At 71.8% G+C, this 14,489-nt stretch carries 12 protein-coding genes and 1 tRNA gene; 7 read left to right on the plus strand and 6 right to left on the minus strand.

Annotated features, from left to right (window positions below; translation table 11 throughout):
• Positions 1-109 precede the first annotated feature (109 nt).
• From M0638_RS06955 to M0638_RS06970, 4 genes are read left to right on the plus strand one after another with little or no spacing between them, the layout of a single operon-like run.
• Positions 110-1,081 carry a Bug family tripartite tricarboxylate transporter substrate binding protein gene (locus M0638_RS06955; protein WP_248666240.1) on the plus strand — a complete coding sequence of 324 codons (972 nt, stop codon included), beginning with the start codon at positions 110-112 and terminating at the stop codon, positions 1,079-1,081.
• Complete coding sequence (locus M0638_RS06960) at positions 1,078-1,566, plus strand: tripartite tricarboxylate transporter TctB family protein (RefSeq protein WP_248666241.1); 489 nt, start codon at positions 1,078-1,080, stop codon at positions 1,564-1,566. Before M0638_RS06955 ends, M0638_RS06960 begins: the two co-directional genes overlap by 4 nt.
• A 2-nt stretch (positions 1,567-1,568) precedes the next feature.
• Positions 1,569-3,095, plus strand: a complete 1,527-nt coding sequence (locus M0638_RS06965) for a tripartite tricarboxylate transporter permease (RefSeq protein ID WP_456316028.1) — start codon at positions 1,569-1,571, stop codon at positions 3,093-3,095.
• Complete coding sequence (locus M0638_RS06970) at positions 3,092-3,757, plus strand: HAD hydrolase-like protein (RefSeq protein WP_248666242.1); 666 nt, start codon at positions 3,092-3,094, stop codon at positions 3,755-3,757. The genes M0638_RS06965 and M0638_RS06970 overlap by 4 nt, the downstream gene beginning before the upstream one ends.
• A 73-nt stretch (positions 3,758-3,830) precedes the next feature.
• On the opposite strand, the gene pcaG is transcribed toward M0638_RS06970, so the two are convergent.
• The 4 genes from pcaG to M0638_RS06990 form a co-directional block, all read right to left on the minus strand.
• Positions 3,831-4,469, minus strand: coding sequence for a protocatechuate 3,4-dioxygenase subunit alpha (pcaG, locus tag M0638_RS06975; RefSeq protein WP_248666243.1), 639 nt, complete (start codon positions 4,467-4,469; stop codon positions 3,831-3,833).
• A gap of 3 nt (positions 4,470-4,472) precedes the next feature.
• Positions 4,473-5,198 carry a protocatechuate 3,4-dioxygenase subunit beta gene (pcaH, locus tag M0638_RS06980; RefSeq protein ID WP_248666244.1) on the minus strand — a complete coding sequence of 242 codons (726 nt, stop codon included), beginning with the start codon at positions 5,196-5,198 and terminating at the stop codon, positions 4,473-4,475.
• A gap of 156 nt (positions 5,199-5,354) precedes the next feature.
• Positions 5,355-6,191: a BKACE family enzyme gene (locus M0638_RS06985; protein ID WP_248666245.1), complete on the minus strand. Its 837-nt coding sequence runs from the start codon at positions 6,189-6,191 to the stop codon at positions 5,355-5,357.
• An 81-nt stretch (positions 6,192-6,272) separates the two neighbouring features.
• On the minus strand, positions 6,273-7,319 hold the full coding sequence (locus M0638_RS06990) for a Bug family tripartite tricarboxylate transporter substrate binding protein (protein WP_248666246.1): 1,047 nt from the start codon (positions 7,317-7,319) through the stop codon (positions 6,273-6,275).
• 422 nt (positions 7,320-7,741) lie between these two features.
• On the opposite strand from M0638_RS06990, the gene M0638_RS06995 reads away from it, so the two are divergent.
• Together M0638_RS06995 and M0638_RS07000 are read left to right on the plus strand one after the other, a co-directional pair.
• Positions 7,742-8,599 carry a shikimate dehydrogenase gene (locus tag M0638_RS06995; protein ID WP_248666247.1) on the plus strand — a complete coding sequence of 286 codons (858 nt, stop codon included), beginning with the start codon at positions 7,742-7,744 and terminating at the stop codon, positions 8,597-8,599.
• Positions 8,600-8,732: 133 nt separating this feature from the next.
• Positions 8,733-11,081, plus strand: coding sequence for an Orn/Lys/Arg family decarboxylase (locus M0638_RS07000; RefSeq protein ID WP_248666248.1), 2,349 nt, complete (start codon positions 8,733-8,735; stop codon positions 11,079-11,081).
• A gap of 57 nt (positions 11,082-11,138) precedes the next feature.
• On the opposite strand, the gene M0638_RS07005 is transcribed toward M0638_RS07000, so the two are convergent.
• Together M0638_RS07005 and M0638_RS07010 are read right to left on the minus strand one after the other, a co-directional pair.
• On the minus strand, positions 11,139-11,852 hold the full coding sequence (locus M0638_RS07005) for a TetR family transcriptional regulator (RefSeq protein ID WP_248666249.1): 714 nt from the start codon (positions 11,850-11,852) through the stop codon (positions 11,139-11,141).
• Between the two features lie 103 nt (positions 11,853-11,955).
• Complete coding sequence (locus M0638_RS07010; protein WP_248666250.1) at positions 11,956-13,659, minus strand: acyl-CoA synthetase; 1,704 nt, start codon at positions 13,657-13,659, stop codon at positions 11,956-11,958.
• Positions 13,660-14,185: 526 nt separating this feature from the next.
• Here M0638_RS07010 and M0638_RS07015 point away from each other — a divergent pair.
• A tRNA-Ser gene (locus M0638_RS07015) sits at positions 14,186-14,278 on the plus strand.
• Positions 14,279-14,489: the final 211 nt, after the last annotated feature.

Raw genomic sequence — 14,489 nt, forward strand, 5'->3', positions numbered from 1 at the left:
ACGAGCTACAGCGAACCGCAGTCCCAACCGGACTGCGGTTCGCTGTAGGCTGGCGGGGCCGGGGCGTAGCGGAAAGGACCGCCGATCCGGGAATCCGGAGGAAGACGCCATGCCGAGCCGCCGCCATCTCCTCGCCGTCGCCGCCGCGTCGCTGCCCGTCCTCGGCGGCGCCGTCGCGGCGCGGGCCGAGGCACGCTTCGCCAGCATGACCATGTTCATCCCCGCCGGCCCCGGCGGCGGCTGGGACGGGCTCGGCCGCGCCATCGAGCAGGTGGCGCGCCCGGCCGGCCTGGTCGGCAGCTTCCAGTTCGAGAACATCGGCGGCGCCGGCGGCACGGTGGGCCTGCCGCGCTTCGTGTCGCAGCGGCGCGGCCGGCCCAATGCGCTGATGGTCTCGGGCTCGATCATGGTGGGCGCCGTGCTCACCAACCGCTCCCCGGTCGGGCTGAAGGACGTCTCGCCGGTCGCGCGCCTCACCGAGGAATCGGGCGTGGTCGTGGTGCCGGCCGAGAGCGAATTCCGCGACCTGAAGTCGCTGCTCGACGCGTTCCGGGCGGGGCCCGGGGCCGTCTCCGTCGCGGGCGGCTCGGCGGGCGGGACGGACCACATCACGCTCGGGCTGATCCTGAAGTCGCTCGGCCGCTCGGCGCGCGAGGCCTCCTACGTCGCCTTCGCCGGCGGCGGCCCGGCGCAGGCGGCGATCCTCGGTGCGCAGGTGCGGGCCGGCATCTCGGGCCTCTCGGAATTCGCCGAGCAGATCAAGGCCGGGCGGATGCGCGCGCTGGCCACCACCGGCGAGCGCCGCGTCCTGCCCGAGGTGCCGACGCTGAAGGAGAGCGGCCTCGACATCGTCATGACCAACTGGCGCGGCGTCTTCGCCCCGCCCGGGCTGCAACCGGCGCAGCATGCGGCGCTGGTGCAGCTCATGACCGAGATCCACGCCCTGCCGGCCTGGGCCGAGCTGCTGCGCACCCGCGACTGGGAGGACGCCTTCCTCACCGGCGCCGACTTCGAAAGCTTCCTCCGCCGCGACACCGAGGCCACCGGGACGGTGCTGAAGGAGCTGGGGCTGGCCTCGTGAGGCCGGAACCGCGCGCGGCCTGGCCCGACTTCGCCGTCGGGCTCGGCATCCTCGCCCTCGGCGGGCTGGCGCTGTGGCAGGCGGCGGCGATCCCGCCCTCGCCGGTCTATGCCCAGCTCGGCCCCAAGGCGGTGCCCTACCTCGTCGCCGCCGGGCTGCTGCTGCTGGGCTGCGGCCTCACCGCCAGCGCGCTGCGCGGCGGCTGGTCGGCGGCGCTGCCCGAGGTGCGGGAGGCGCCGCCGCCCAACCGGCGCGCCTTCGCCTGGCTGCTGGCCGGGCTCGCCGTCAACCTGCTGCTGATCGACCGGCTCGGCTTCGTCGTCGCGGCCACGGGGCAGTTCGTGCTGGTCGCGCGCGCCTTCGGTTCCCGCCGGCCGCTGCGCGACCTCGCCATCGGCCTCGCCGTGACGCTCGCCGCCTATCTCGGCTTCGACCGTGTGCTCGGCGTCTCGATCGGCGCCGGCATCCTGGAAGGGTGGCTGTAGCCTTGCCAGCGACAATGGACGTCTGGACCGGACTGGCGACGGGCTTCGGCCACGCGCTCACCCTCGGCAATCTCGGCTGGGCGCTGCTCGGCTGCTTCCTCGGCACCGCGGTCGGCGTGCTGCCCGGCATCGGCCCGGCGCTGACCATCGCGCTGCTGCTGCCGATCACCTTCCAGGTGCCGGCGACCGGCGCCTTCATCCTGTTCTGCGGCGTGTTCTACGGCGCGATGTATGGCGGCTCCACCACCTCGATCCTGCTCAACACGCCGGGCGAGTCGGGCTCCATCATCACCGCGCTGGAGGGGGCGAGGATGGCGCGCAACGGCCGCGCCGGGCCGGCGCTGGCGACCGCCGCGATCGGCTCCTTCGTCGCCGGCACGATCGGCACGCTGGGGATCAGCTTCCTCGGCCCGCTGATCGTGGAGTACGCGCTGCGCCTCGGCCCGGCCGAGTATTTCTGCCTGATGGTGCTCTGCTTCGTCACCGTCTCGGCGGTGCTCGGCGGCTCGCCGCTGCGGGGGCTGACCAGCCTGTTCTTCGGCCTGCTGCTCGGCCTCGTCGGCATCGACCTGCAGACGGGACAGCCGCGCCTGACCTTCGGCATCCCGGAGCTGCTCGACGGCGTCAACGTCGTGCTGGTGGCGGTCGCGCTGTTCGCGGTGGGCGAGACGCTCTATCTGGCGTGGAACCACGTGGAGGGGCGGCAGGAGATCCGCCCGGTCGGGCATCTCTGGCTGTCGCGCGCCGACTGGAAGCGCAGCGTCGGCCCCTGGCTGCGCGGCGCGCTGCTCGGCTTCCCCTTCGGCGTGATGCCGGCCGGCGGCACCGAGATGCCGACCATGCTGAGCTACTACGCCGAGCGGAAGCTCTCGAAGCACCCCGAGGAGTTCGGCACGGTGGGCGCCATCGAGGGCGTGGCGGGGCCGGAGGCGGCCAACAACGCCGCCGCCGCCGGCATCCTGGTGCCGATGCTCACCCTCGGCCTGCCCACCTCCGCCACCGCCGCGATCATGCTCTCCGCCTTCCAGAGCTACGGCATCCAGCCCGGGCCGATGCTGTTCACCTCGCAGGCGGAGCTGGTCTGGACGCTGATCGCCAGCCTCTACGTCGCCAACGTGCTGCTGGTGGTGCTGAACCTGCCGCTGGTCGGGCTCTGGGTGCGCATCCTGCGGATCCCGACGCCGCTGCTCTACGCCGGCATCCTGGTCTTCGCGACGATCGGCACCTACGGCATCTCGAACTCGGTGATCGACCTCGTGCTGCTCTACGGCATCGGCCTCGTCGCCATGCTGATGCGCCGCTTCGACTTCCCCACCGCCCCGGTGGTGATCGGCATGATCCTCGGGCCCATGGCCGAGCAGGCGCTGCGCCAGGCGCTGACCATCAGCCAGGGCGACTGGAGCGTGTTCCTGACGCGCCCGCTCTCGGCGACGCTGCTGCTGCTGGCGCTGCTGGCGCTGACGGGGCCGCGCCTCTGGGGCATGCTGCGCTTCCTCATCGGCCACCTCATCGGACGGAGAACGGCATGAGCCAGCCCTGGGCGGCGCTGCTCGACCTCGACGGCACGCTGATCGATTCCGGGCCGGGCATCATCGCCAGCCACCAGGCCGCGCTGCGCGCCCTCGGGCACGAGCCGGACCCGTCGCTCGACCTCACCTTCGTCATCGGCCCGCCGCTGGAGGACGTGGCGCACCTGCTCCTCGGCCCCTATGGCGAGACCCGCTTCGACGAATACCGCGCCGCCTATCTCGACCACCAGGAGCACGTCGCCCTGCTGCGGAGCACGCCCTATCCCGGCATTCCCGAGGCGCTGGACGCGCTGGCGGCGGACGGTGCCACGCTCTACCTCGCCACCTCCAAGCGCGAGGTGTTCGCGCGGCGCATCCTGGCGCATCTCGGCCTCGACGGCCGCTTCCGCGGCATCCACGGCGCGCAGCCGGGCGGGGTGCGGGCGCGGAAGCCGGAGCTGCTCGCGCACGTGCTGGCCGAGCACGGGATCGATGCCGGACGCGCGGTGATGGCGGGCGACCGGCGCTACGACATCACCGGCGCCCATGCCAACGCGCTGCGCGCGGTGGGCGTGCTGTGGGGCTACGGCACGCGGGAGGAGCTGGAGGAGGCCGGGGCGGACCGGCTGGCCGAGGCGCCCGGCGCGCTGGCCGCGGCGATGCGCGCGGCGCTGCGCGGCTGAGGCCGCTGGCGGCCTGCGGCCGTGGCCTCGTCGCGGGCGCGCCGGCGGCATCCCGGCGCGCCCGGCGTCGCCGTCACACGTCGAAGAACACCGTCTCGCCCTCGCCCTGCAGGCGCACGTCGAAGGTGTACACCACGGCGCCGTTGCGCACGCTGCGCTCGGCGATCAGCGTCTGCCGCCGCCCGGGCGGATCGACCATGCGCAGCACCGGGTCGGCGGCGTTCGCCTCCGCCTCGTCCGAGAAGTAGATGCGCGTGCTGAGGCCGATGTTGATGCCGCGCGCGGCCAGCCACAGGTTGATGTGCGGCGCCATCGGCTTGTGGCCGTGCCGGCCGATCACCCGGCCCGGCTTGATCGTCTCGAAGTGCCAGACGCCGCTCTCGAAATCCGTCCCCGTGCGGCCCCAGCCGCGGAAGGCCGGGTCGATCGCCTTGCCTTCCTGACGGTCGGCGGGGTGGTTGTAGCGGCCGGCGGCGTTGGCCTGCCAGATCTCCAGCAGGATGTCCTTGGTGGGCGAGCCGGTGCCGTCCAGGACCCGGCCTTCCAGGCGGATGCGCTCGCCCTTGGTCTCGGGCTTCACCAGCACGTTGCTGAAGTTCTTCTCGAAGATGTCGAAGCCGGCCTGGTGCGGGATCAGGCCGATATGCACGTAGGGACCGGCGGTCTGCGAGGCGGTCTCGTGCAGCGGGAGCTCGATGGTCGGGTGCAGCATGGCTCAGTTCCCCTCCAGCTTGTTCTCGAACAGCGTCGAGCGCTTGCCGCGCAGCACGATGTCCCAGCGATAGGCGATGGTGTCGAGCGGGACGGTGTTGTTGAGGTCGAGCTTCGCCACCAGCCGCTGCCGCGCCGCCTCGTCGGGGATGACCTTGAGGATGCTGTCGTGGGGGATCAGCGGGTCGCCCTCGAAGTACATCTGCGTGATCAGACGCTGCGCGAAGCCGCTGCCGAACAGCGAGAAGTGGATGTGCGCCGGGCGCCAGTCGTTCACCCGGTTGCGGAACGGGTAGGCGCCGGGCTTGATGGTGCGGAAGTAGTAGTAGCCGTTCTCGTCGGTGATGCAGCGGCCGCAGCCGCCGAAATTGGGGTCGATCGGTGCGAGGTAGGTGTCGTTCTTATGCCGGTAGCGGCCGCCCGCGTTGGCCTGCCAGAATTCGACCAGCGAGTGCGGCACGGCGCGGCCGTTCTCGTCCAGCACGCGGCCATGGACGATGATGCGCTCGCCGATCGGCTGGCCGGTCTTGGCGTAGTTGAGGATCAGGTCGTTGTCGAGCTCGCCCAGCTCGTCATGGCCGAAGACCGGCCCGGTCACCTCGGAGAGCGAGTTCTGCAGCGACCAGAGCGCCAGGCGCGGCGAGCGCAGCACGCTGGTCTTGTAGACCGGCGTGAAGGCGGGCGGCTGCAGGCTCCGGTCCCGCTGGAAGAATTCGGCTGTATCCTTCATGGGATTTCCTTGTCCCTTACGGTCGTGGCAGGGCTGCGACGGGCCGGCCTGCGCGATGGCGGGCAGGCCGCCGAGGCTCGCATGGCGTGGCGGGCGGCGCCTTGATCCAGCGCAAGGTCGCCCCGCTCGCCGCGTCCCCGGCGCCGCGCCCCGGCGTCAGGCCGCCTGCGGCAGGCCGAGCAGGGTGCGCGCCTGGGCCGGCGTCGCCACCTCGCGCCAGTTGCGCCGCACCATCTCGGCGGCCAGCGCGACCAGCTCGGCATTGCTGGCGGCGAGCCGGTCGCGGCTGATGCGGATGTTGTCCTCAAGGCCGGTGCGCACGCCGTGGCCGCCGCGCGCCAGCACCCATTCCATCACCCGCGACTGGTTGACGCCGATCCCGGCCGCCGTCCAGGTCGCCTCGGGCAGCACCACGCGCAGCTCGTTCAGCAGGATGTCGAGCAGGCGCTCCTCGGCGGGCATGGCGTTCTTGACGCCCATCACGAACTGCACGTGCGGGCGCGGGTTCATCAGCCCGGCATCGACGAGGCGGCGCGCGCCGTGGATGTGCGAGAGGTCGAACACCTCGATCTCCGGCAGCACCGAATTCGCCTGCATGCGGGTGGCGAGGTCGGTCACCAGCGCGGCGGAGTTCTCGTAGACGATGGTCGGGAAGTTGACCGAGCCGGTGGAGAGGGAGGCCATGTCGGGCCGCAGCTCCAGCGCGTTGCCGCGCGAGGCGGGGTCGCGGCCGCGACCGCCGGTGCTGAACTGGATGATCATCCCCGGACAGTGCCGGCGCACCCCCTCCTGCACCTGGCCGAACAGGGCGGGGTCGGAGGAGGGGCTCTCGTCCGGGTTGCGGACGTGGATGTGCACCAGCGACGCGCCGGCCTCGTAGGCCGCGTGCGTGCTCTCGATCTGCTCGGACGGCGTGACCGGCACCGCCGGGTTGTCCTTCTTGCGCGGCACCGAGCCGGTGATCGCGACGGAGATGACACAGGGTTCGGCCATGGTGTTGCCTTCCGTTTCGTTGCTTGCCCCGGGGCTGTCTCGGGCGGTCCCGGCCGGGTCGCCCGGCCGGAAGGCGGGATGCTACTCCAGGCGGATGCCGCGCTCCTGGATCAGGTCGCCCCATTTCCTGGACTCGGCGGCGAGCTGGGCGGGCCATTGCTCGGGCGAGCCGATCGCGGGGAAGACCGAGTTCTGCTCCAGGCGCTTGACGAATTCCGGGTCCTTCGCGGCGGCGACCAGCGCGCCGTGCAGCTTCTGGATGATCGCGGCCGGCGTGCCGTGCGGCGCGAGCAGCGCGAAGTCCGAGGTGCACTCGTAGCCGGGGAAGCCCGATTCCGCGATGGTCGGCACGTTCGGCGCCAGCGGGTTGCGCTCCTTCGAGCTGACGCCGAGGGCCACGATCTGGTCCGAGGCGATCAGCGGCAGCGCCGTCACCGCGTCCACGAAGGCCATCTGCACCTCGTTGGCGATCAGCGCCTGCACCGCCGGCGCGCCGCCGCGATAGGTGACGTTCTCGACCTGGATGCCGGCCATGGAGAGGAACAGCTCGGTGGCGAGATGCGCGGAGCTGCCGGCGCCGGAGGAGCCGTAGCTCATCTGCCGCGGCGCCGCCTTGGCCTTCGCCACGAAGCCCGCGATGTCGCGCACGCCGAGCTGCTTGTTGACGCAGAGGAAGATCGGCGTCGTCGCCACCTTGCCGATGCCGTCGAAGGCGCGCTCGTCGTCGTAGCCGCGCTGCGGGAAGAGGTGGCGCGCCATGGCGTAGGTGCTGTTGACGCCGAGCAGGAGCGTGTAGCCGTCGGGCCGCGCGCGGGCGACGCTGCCATGGCCGATCGTGCCGCTGGCGCCCGGGCGGTTGTCCACCACCACGTTGCCGGGCAGCGTCGCCGAGAGTGCCTGCGCCAGCACGCGGGCCACGAAGTCGGTGGAGCCGCCGGGGGCCCAGGCCACCACGATGGTCACGGGGCGGGTGCCGGGGAACGAGCCGGCCCCCTGGGTGGCGGCCCCCTGGGCCGAATTCCCTTGGGCCGAGTTCCCCTGGGCACGGGAATCGCGCGGGGCGAGGCCGCCGAGGACGGCGAGGCTGCCGAGCATGGCGGCGCCGAGATCGCGACGTTTCAAGGACATCCGTCCATTCTCCCTTACCCGGCCGGACGTTGCCGACCCGGGCTGCCTGCACCCGATAGCGTTGATGTACGTACCGGATGGTGAAAAGCTGTTGACCGGTACGTACCGGATAGTCCATAGCGGCGCAAGCGGAAAAAAGATGGAGGAGGCGCCGGCACCATGCACCCGATCCCGAATCCGGCCGAAGGGCGGCCAGGCGCCGTTCCCCGGCGCCCGGTGCGCACGATACGCTTGCGATCGCGGCGATGGCAGCATCCGTTCGCCGCCCGTCGGCGGAAAGAGGGGCCGGGCCCTGCCGCCTCCCTCCGGGTGGCCGCGCTTCCGTCGCTTTCCCGCCCGTCCCCTCCGGTGGCGTTCCGCCGCACGCTCCCCCTTTCCTCGCCCCACGGCGCCGCCGGCGCCAATTCCCGGGAACAAGCCGCATGATTTCCGACGCCAGCCCCGCCGTGCTTGCCGGCCTGATCGGCTACGGCATCCAGGCCTCGCGCACCCCGGCCATGCATGAGCGCGAGGGCGCCGAGCAGGGCCTGCGCCTGATCTACCGGCTGATCGACCTCGCCGAGCTGCGCCTCGGCGTCGAGGCGCTGCCCGAGCTGATCACCGCCGCGCGGCGCCTCGGCTATGACGGGCTCAACATCACCTATCCCTGCAAGCAGGCGGTGATCCCGCTGCTCGACGGGCTCTCGGACGATGCGCGGGCCCTCGGCGCGGTGAACACCGTGGTGCTGCGCGACGGCAAGGCCGTCGGCCACAACACGGACTGGTACGGCTACGCCGAGAATTTCCGCCGTGGCCTGCCGGACGTGGCGCGCCACCGTGTCGTGCAATTCGGTGCCGGCGGCGCCGGCTCGGCGGTGGCGCACGCGCTGCTGACGCTGGGCGTCGGGGAGCTGTCCATCGTCGACGTCGATGCCGGCCGGGCCGGGGCGCTGGCCGAATCGCTCTGCGGGCATTTCGGCGCCGGCCGCGCCGTGGTGGCGGGCGACGTGGCGAAGGCGGTCGCGGCGGCGGACGGGATCGTCAACACCACGCCGCTCGGCATGGCCAAGAGCCCCGGCATGCCGCTGCCGGCCGATCTGCTGCGGCTGGCGCTCTGGGTCTCGGACATCGTCTACTTCCCGCTGGAGACCGAGCTGCTGCGCACCGCCCGCGCCGCCGGCTGCCGCACCCTCGATGGCGGCGGCATGGCGGTGTTCCAGGCGGTGGGGGCGTTCCGCCACTTCACCGGGCTGGAGCCGGACGCGGAGCGGATGCGCCGGCACTTCGACTCGATGGGCTGAGGCCGCGGGCGGGGCGGGTCGGCGGCGGGGCGCCTGTCACGCAAGTATCACATCGGTTCCGCTTGAACCGGCGCCCCGGGCCCGTCACAGGGTCCGGCAGCCGGTGGGCTGCCGCCGGCCAGGGGAGCCCCGGATGGAATACGCGCGCCGCTTCAAGTTCCTGGTCTGTGCCCCGGCCTTCGACGAGGCCGATCTGGAGGGGGCGCGGCTGCGCCAGATCCTCGCCGAGATCGAGGGGATGGGCTACGGCGTGCTGCGTGCCCGGCGCGACGACGATGCCGAGCTGGTGGTGCGCACCGATGCCGCGATCGGCTGCGTGGTGGTGGACTGGGGCAAGAAGGGCCTCCAGGGCAAGGCCGCCTCGCTGATCTCGCTGGTGCGCCGGCGCGGCACCGAGGTGCCGATCTTCCTGCTGGTGCGCCGCCGCCGGCTGGAGGACATCCCGGTGGACGTGCTCGACGACGTGGACGGCTTCGTCTTCCTCGCCGAGGAGACGCCCGAATTCATCGCCAAGAACCTGGTGGCGCGGCTGCGCCAGTACGCCGAGACGCTGAAGACCCCCTTCTTCGGCGCGCTCGCGGACTATGCCGAGCAGGGCAACCAGCTCTGGACCTGCCCCGGCCACAATGGCGGCATGTTCTACAGCCGCAGCCCGGTGGGGCGCATCTTCGTCGAGCATCTGGGCGAGGCGATCTTCCGCGACGACCTGGACAATTCCGTCCTCCAGCTCGGCGACCTGCTGACCCACGAGGGCCCGGCGCTGACCGCGCAGCGCGAGGCGGCCAAGATCTTCGGCGCCGAGCGCACCTACTTCGTGCTGAACGGCACCTCCACCTCGAACAAGATCGCCCTTTCCGCCGTGCTGGCCGAGGGCGACCTCGTGCTGTTCGACCGCAACAACCACAAGGCGGCGCATCACGGCGCGCTGTTCCTCTCCGGCGCCGTGCCGGTCTTCGTCGAGGCGGCGCGCAACCCGCATGGGCTGATCGGGCCGATGCGCCAGGGCGCGCTGGACGAGGAATTCCTGCGCGACGCCATCCGCCGCAACCCGCTGGTGCGCGACCCCGAGGCCTGGCGCCGCCCGCGCCCCTTCCGCGCCGCGGTGCTGGAGCAGTGCACCTACGACGGCACGATCTACTCCGCCGAGGAGGTGATCCGCCGCGTCGGCCATCTCTGCGACTACATCCTGTTCGACGAGGCCTGGGCGGGCTTCATGAAGTTCCACCCGCTGTTCCGCGGCCGCTTCGGCATGGGGCTGGAGAATCTCGGCCCGGACTCGCCGGGGATCATGGTGACGCAGAGCACCCACAAGCAGCTCGCCAGCTTCTCGCAGGCCTCGCAGATCCACGTGAAGGACAGCCATCTCGGCCAGCAGGCGCGGCGCGTCGGGCACCGGCGCTTCAACGAGATGTTCCTGCTGCACGCCTCCACCAGCCCGTTCTACCCGCTCTTCGCCTCGCTCGACGTCGGCGCGCAGATGATGAAGGGCCGCTCGGGCGAGGTGCTGTGGGACGACACGATCCGCCTCGGCATCGAGATGCGCAAGAAGCTGCGCCTGACGGCGCGCGAGGTGGCCGAGCGCGAGCGCGACCCGGCGCGGCGCTGGTTCTTCGAGCCCTTCGTGCCCAAGACCGTGCCGCTCGACGGCGTGCCCACGGCCTGGGAGGAGGTGCCGACCGACCTGCTCGCCTCGCGCCCCGAATTCTGGGAGTTCCGCCCGGGCGAGGACTGGCACGGCTTCGGCGACGTGCCGGCGGGCTGGGCGATGACCGACCCGAACAAGCTTACCGTGCTGACCCCGGGCTTCCGCGAGGGCGGCTACGACGCGCATGGCGTGCCGGCGCCGGTGGTGGCGGAGTACCTGCGGCAGAACCGCATCGTGCCGGAGAAGAACGACCTCAACAGCCTGCTCTTCCTGCTCACCCCCGGCAGCGAGAGCAGCAAGGCCGGCACGCTGCTCTCGCACCTCGTCACCTTCAAGAAGCTGCACGACGAGAACGCGCCGCTGGAGGAGGTGATCCCGGGCTTCGTCGCGCGCCGGCCGAAGCGCTACGCGGGGCTGCGGCTGCGCGACCTCTGCGCCGAGATGCATGCCTTCTACCGCGACCAGAACGTCAGCCAGCTCCAGGCGGCGCAGTTCCGCGCCGAACACTTCCCGGAGCTGGCCATGCCGCCGCACGAGGCGGTGCGCGAGCTGGTGCGCAACCGGGTGGATTACGTGCCGCTAGAGGAGACCTTCGGCCGCGTCGCGGTCACGCTCTGGCTGGTCTATCCGCCAGGCATCGCGACGGTGATCCCGGGCGAGCGGCTGGGGCCGGCGGCGCGGCCGATGATCGAGTACCTGCGCGCCTTCGAGCGCGCCGCGAACGAATTCCCCGGCTTCGAGAACGAGGTGCAGGGCCTGTACCGGGAGACGATGCCGGACGGCTCGGTGCGCTTCTATACCTACGTGCTGCGGGAAGCCGTGGCCCCGCGCGACTGACGGCCCAGCATGCGGGCCGGCACGGTGGCCGGCCGGCGCGCCACCGGGCGCCGGCCGCTACGGTGCCGGCGCGGCGGGCGCCCCAGCCGCCGCTTCCGGCCGCAGATAGCCGAGCACCGCCTCCACGATCATGCGTTTCTGCGCCGCCGCCTGCTCCGGCGCCGTCAGGTCGCGGCCGTAGATCACGCCGAGCGTGTGCCGGTTGGAGACGCGGTGGAAGCAGAAGCCGTTGATCAGCATATGCAGGTCGAACGGATCCACCCCGGCGCGGAAGACACCCTCCCGCACGCCGCGTTCGAGCAGCGTCCGCACCGTGCCGATCACCGTCGCGTTGCGCTGCCCGATCGTCGGCGACTGCGCGATGTGGCTGGCGTGGTGGATGTTCTCCACCGCCACGAGGCGCACGAATTCCGGGTGCGCCGCGTGGTAGTCGAAGGTGACCTCCACCAGCCGGCGCATCGCCTCCGCCGGCGGCAGCGTATCGAGGACGAGACCGCGCTCCGCCTCCCGGATGCCGCCGTACATCTCCTCCAGCACGGCGGCGAAGAGCTGCTCCTTGCTGGTGAAGTAGTAGTAGATCATCCGCTTGGTGGTGGCGGTGCGGGCGGCGATCTCGTCCACGCGGGCGCCGCTCAGCCCCTTCTCGGCGAACTCGGCGATCGCCGCGTCCAGGATCGCCCGGCGGGTCTGCTCCGGCGCGCGGCTGCGCGTCGGCGCGGCCGTCTCCTCCGCGCCGGCGGACTCGTTGAGGGCCTCGGCTGGCTCCAGCATGGCGATTGTGAACTACCCGGATTGTTCGCAACCAAGCTGGCCACGGACGCCGCCTGAGATCAAGCTCGAATGCGGCAACGCGCCGGGCGGGCAGGGGCGCGGCTCAGGGCCCAGGCGGCGCCTCCAGGCAGCCGCGCCGCACCAGCTCCTCCCGCACCAGCTTCTTGGCGATCTTGCCGTAGCCGGACTGCGGCAGCGCCTCCCAGAAGAAGACGCGGCGCGGCAGCTTGTAGCGGGCCACCTTGCCGTCCAGCCAGCCGAGCAGCGCCGCCTCGTCCGGCGCGGAGCCCGGCCGCGCCACGCAGACCGCGACGCCGACCTCGCCCCACTCCCGGTCCGGCACGCCGAGGATCGCGACCTCGGTGACGTCCGGATGGGTCAGCAGCTTCTCCTCGATCTCGCGCGGATACACGTTGGAGCCGCCCGAGATGTACATGTCCGAGGCCCGGCCGGTGATGTAGAGGAAGCCTTCCGCGTCGAGGTGGCCGAGGTCGCCGGTGCGGAACCAGCCGTCGCGGAAGGACTTCGCGTTGGCCTCGGGGTTGTCGTAGTAGCCGGCGAACACGGCGGGGCCGCAGACGCAGATCTCGCCCGTCTCGCCCGCCGCCAGCTCGCGGCCCTGCCCGTCCTGGATCGAGACCTGCATCGCCGTGCGCTCGAAGCCGCAGGTGCCGATGCGCGCCTGCGGGCCGTCCTCGATGCTGTGCAGGGCGGGGGGCAGCACGGTGATGTTGCCGGTCACCTCGCCGAGGCCGAAATACTGCACCAGCACCGGCCCCAGCTTGCGCAGCGCGTGCTTCTGGTCCTCGCGGTACATCGGCGCGCCGGCATAGATCACGTGGCGCAGCGAGGAATGGTCGAAGCGGTCCACCGAGGGGTGCTCGGTCAGCAGCTTCACGATGGTCGGCACGGTGAACAGGTTGGTGACGCGCCAGCGCTCCACCAGCGCCCAGGCCTCGGCCGGGTCGAAGCGGTCGCCGGCGAGCAGCACGGTCTTCGCGGCGCGCGCCACCTGGGTGAGCTGGTGGATGCCGGCGCCGTGCGAGAGCGGCGCCACCACCAGCGAGGCATCCGCCGCCGTGGTGCCCGGCATCAGGTCGCAGAGATGGTTGGTGACGACGAAGCCCATCTGCCCGTGGGTGAGCACCGCCGCCTTCGGCCGGCCGGTGGTGCCGGAGGTGAAGAAGAACCAGCAGGGATCGTCGTGCTCGACATCGGCGGCGGGGAAGGGGGTGCCGAGGTGCCGCGCCACCAGCGCGTCGTAGTCCTCGCCGAAGCCGCCGTCGTCGCCCGCGGAACCGCCGCGGGGGCTGCCAGGGGGATTGCCAGGGGGACTGCCAGAGGGGGGGACGCCGGAGGGACCGATGGAGACGACCGTGGCGATGCCCGGTGCCGCCGCGCGGCAGGCGGCAACATGGTCGGGGAAGTCATGCTGGCAGATCATCGCCACGGCGCCGCTCGATTCCGCGAGCCAGGCGACCTCGGCCGGGGTCTGGCGGAAATTGGTCGGCACCCAGACCGCGCCCAGGCGGAAGCAGGCGAACATCGATTCGAACATCTGGTTGACGTTGCGCGACTGCACCAGCACGCGGTCTCCCTTGACGATGCCGCGCGCGGCCAGGGCATGGGCCATCGCGTCCACGCGCCGGTCGATCTCGGCCCAGCGCCAGCTCGCCTCGCCGCGCACCAACCCGATCGCGTCGCCATGCCGGCGCGCCGCCTGCCGCAGGAAGTGCGACAGGTTCATCACGCGGCGCGTCGCCGGCACGACCCCGCCACGCGGCGCCCGGGTGCCCGCGCCGCTCATCGTGGCCATGCCGGATGCAGGGCGCCTTCGGTCCTGACGGATGCCGCCTCGTCTGCCCGCACGTCGTTTTCCTCCCCGTATCGGCCTTCCGCCGGGCCGTCGTGCCGCATCCGCGCCGCGCGGTGGGGGCGCAGCATTCGGGCAGCGGCCTGTCGGGGGGCAGCATGCCGGGTGGGGCCAGGCCGGTCGAGACGTTGCGTCCGGGTGGCACCGATGGCGGGACAGGGGGGACTGCCGCGCCGGCCCGGCGCCGATCGCGCACGGACAGTGGGTTGAGCAGGCCCTGGTTTGCTTCGGGAGGGGGCGGCAGCGCGATCGGGGCGGCGATCGTAACTCCCTGGTTGGACGAGGCGCGGCGGATGGTGGATCGCGGCTTGCCGGCAGGGAAGTTCGCAACCTGCCCGACTTCTCCGTCGCCGTTTTCCCTGTTGGTCCAGGCAGGAGGTAGGCCGGGGCGGGAAGGTGGTTTGACGCAGGGCATGTTGGTCGGTAAACAGGCGCTCCGCATGGGGCCTGGACATGCGCTGGAGGGGTGGCCGAGTGGCCGAAGGCGGCGGTTTGCTAAACCGTTATAGGGGGATAACTCCTATCGTGGGTTCGAATCCCATCCCCTCCGCCAGTTTGGTCCCGTAAACACTTGAGATTACTCGTGTTTTTCGGGGGGCTTCATTTTGGTCCCATTTCAGGTCCCATCCGCTATGCTGCCGGCATCCCGCCGGTAACCGTGCCCCCTCGGTTGAGCGGGAGGGTAGCCCGCCGCCGATGGCCTGCTGAGCGGGGTCGGCGGTGGGCGCTTCCGGCGGCAGTGTCAGCCGACAGCCGGCATGGGG

This window comes from Roseomonas acroporae (genome assembly GCF_023223525.1).
GTDB classification, from domain to species: Bacteria; Pseudomonadota; Alphaproteobacteria; order Acetobacterales; family Acetobacteraceae; genus Roseomonas_E; species Roseomonas_E acroporae.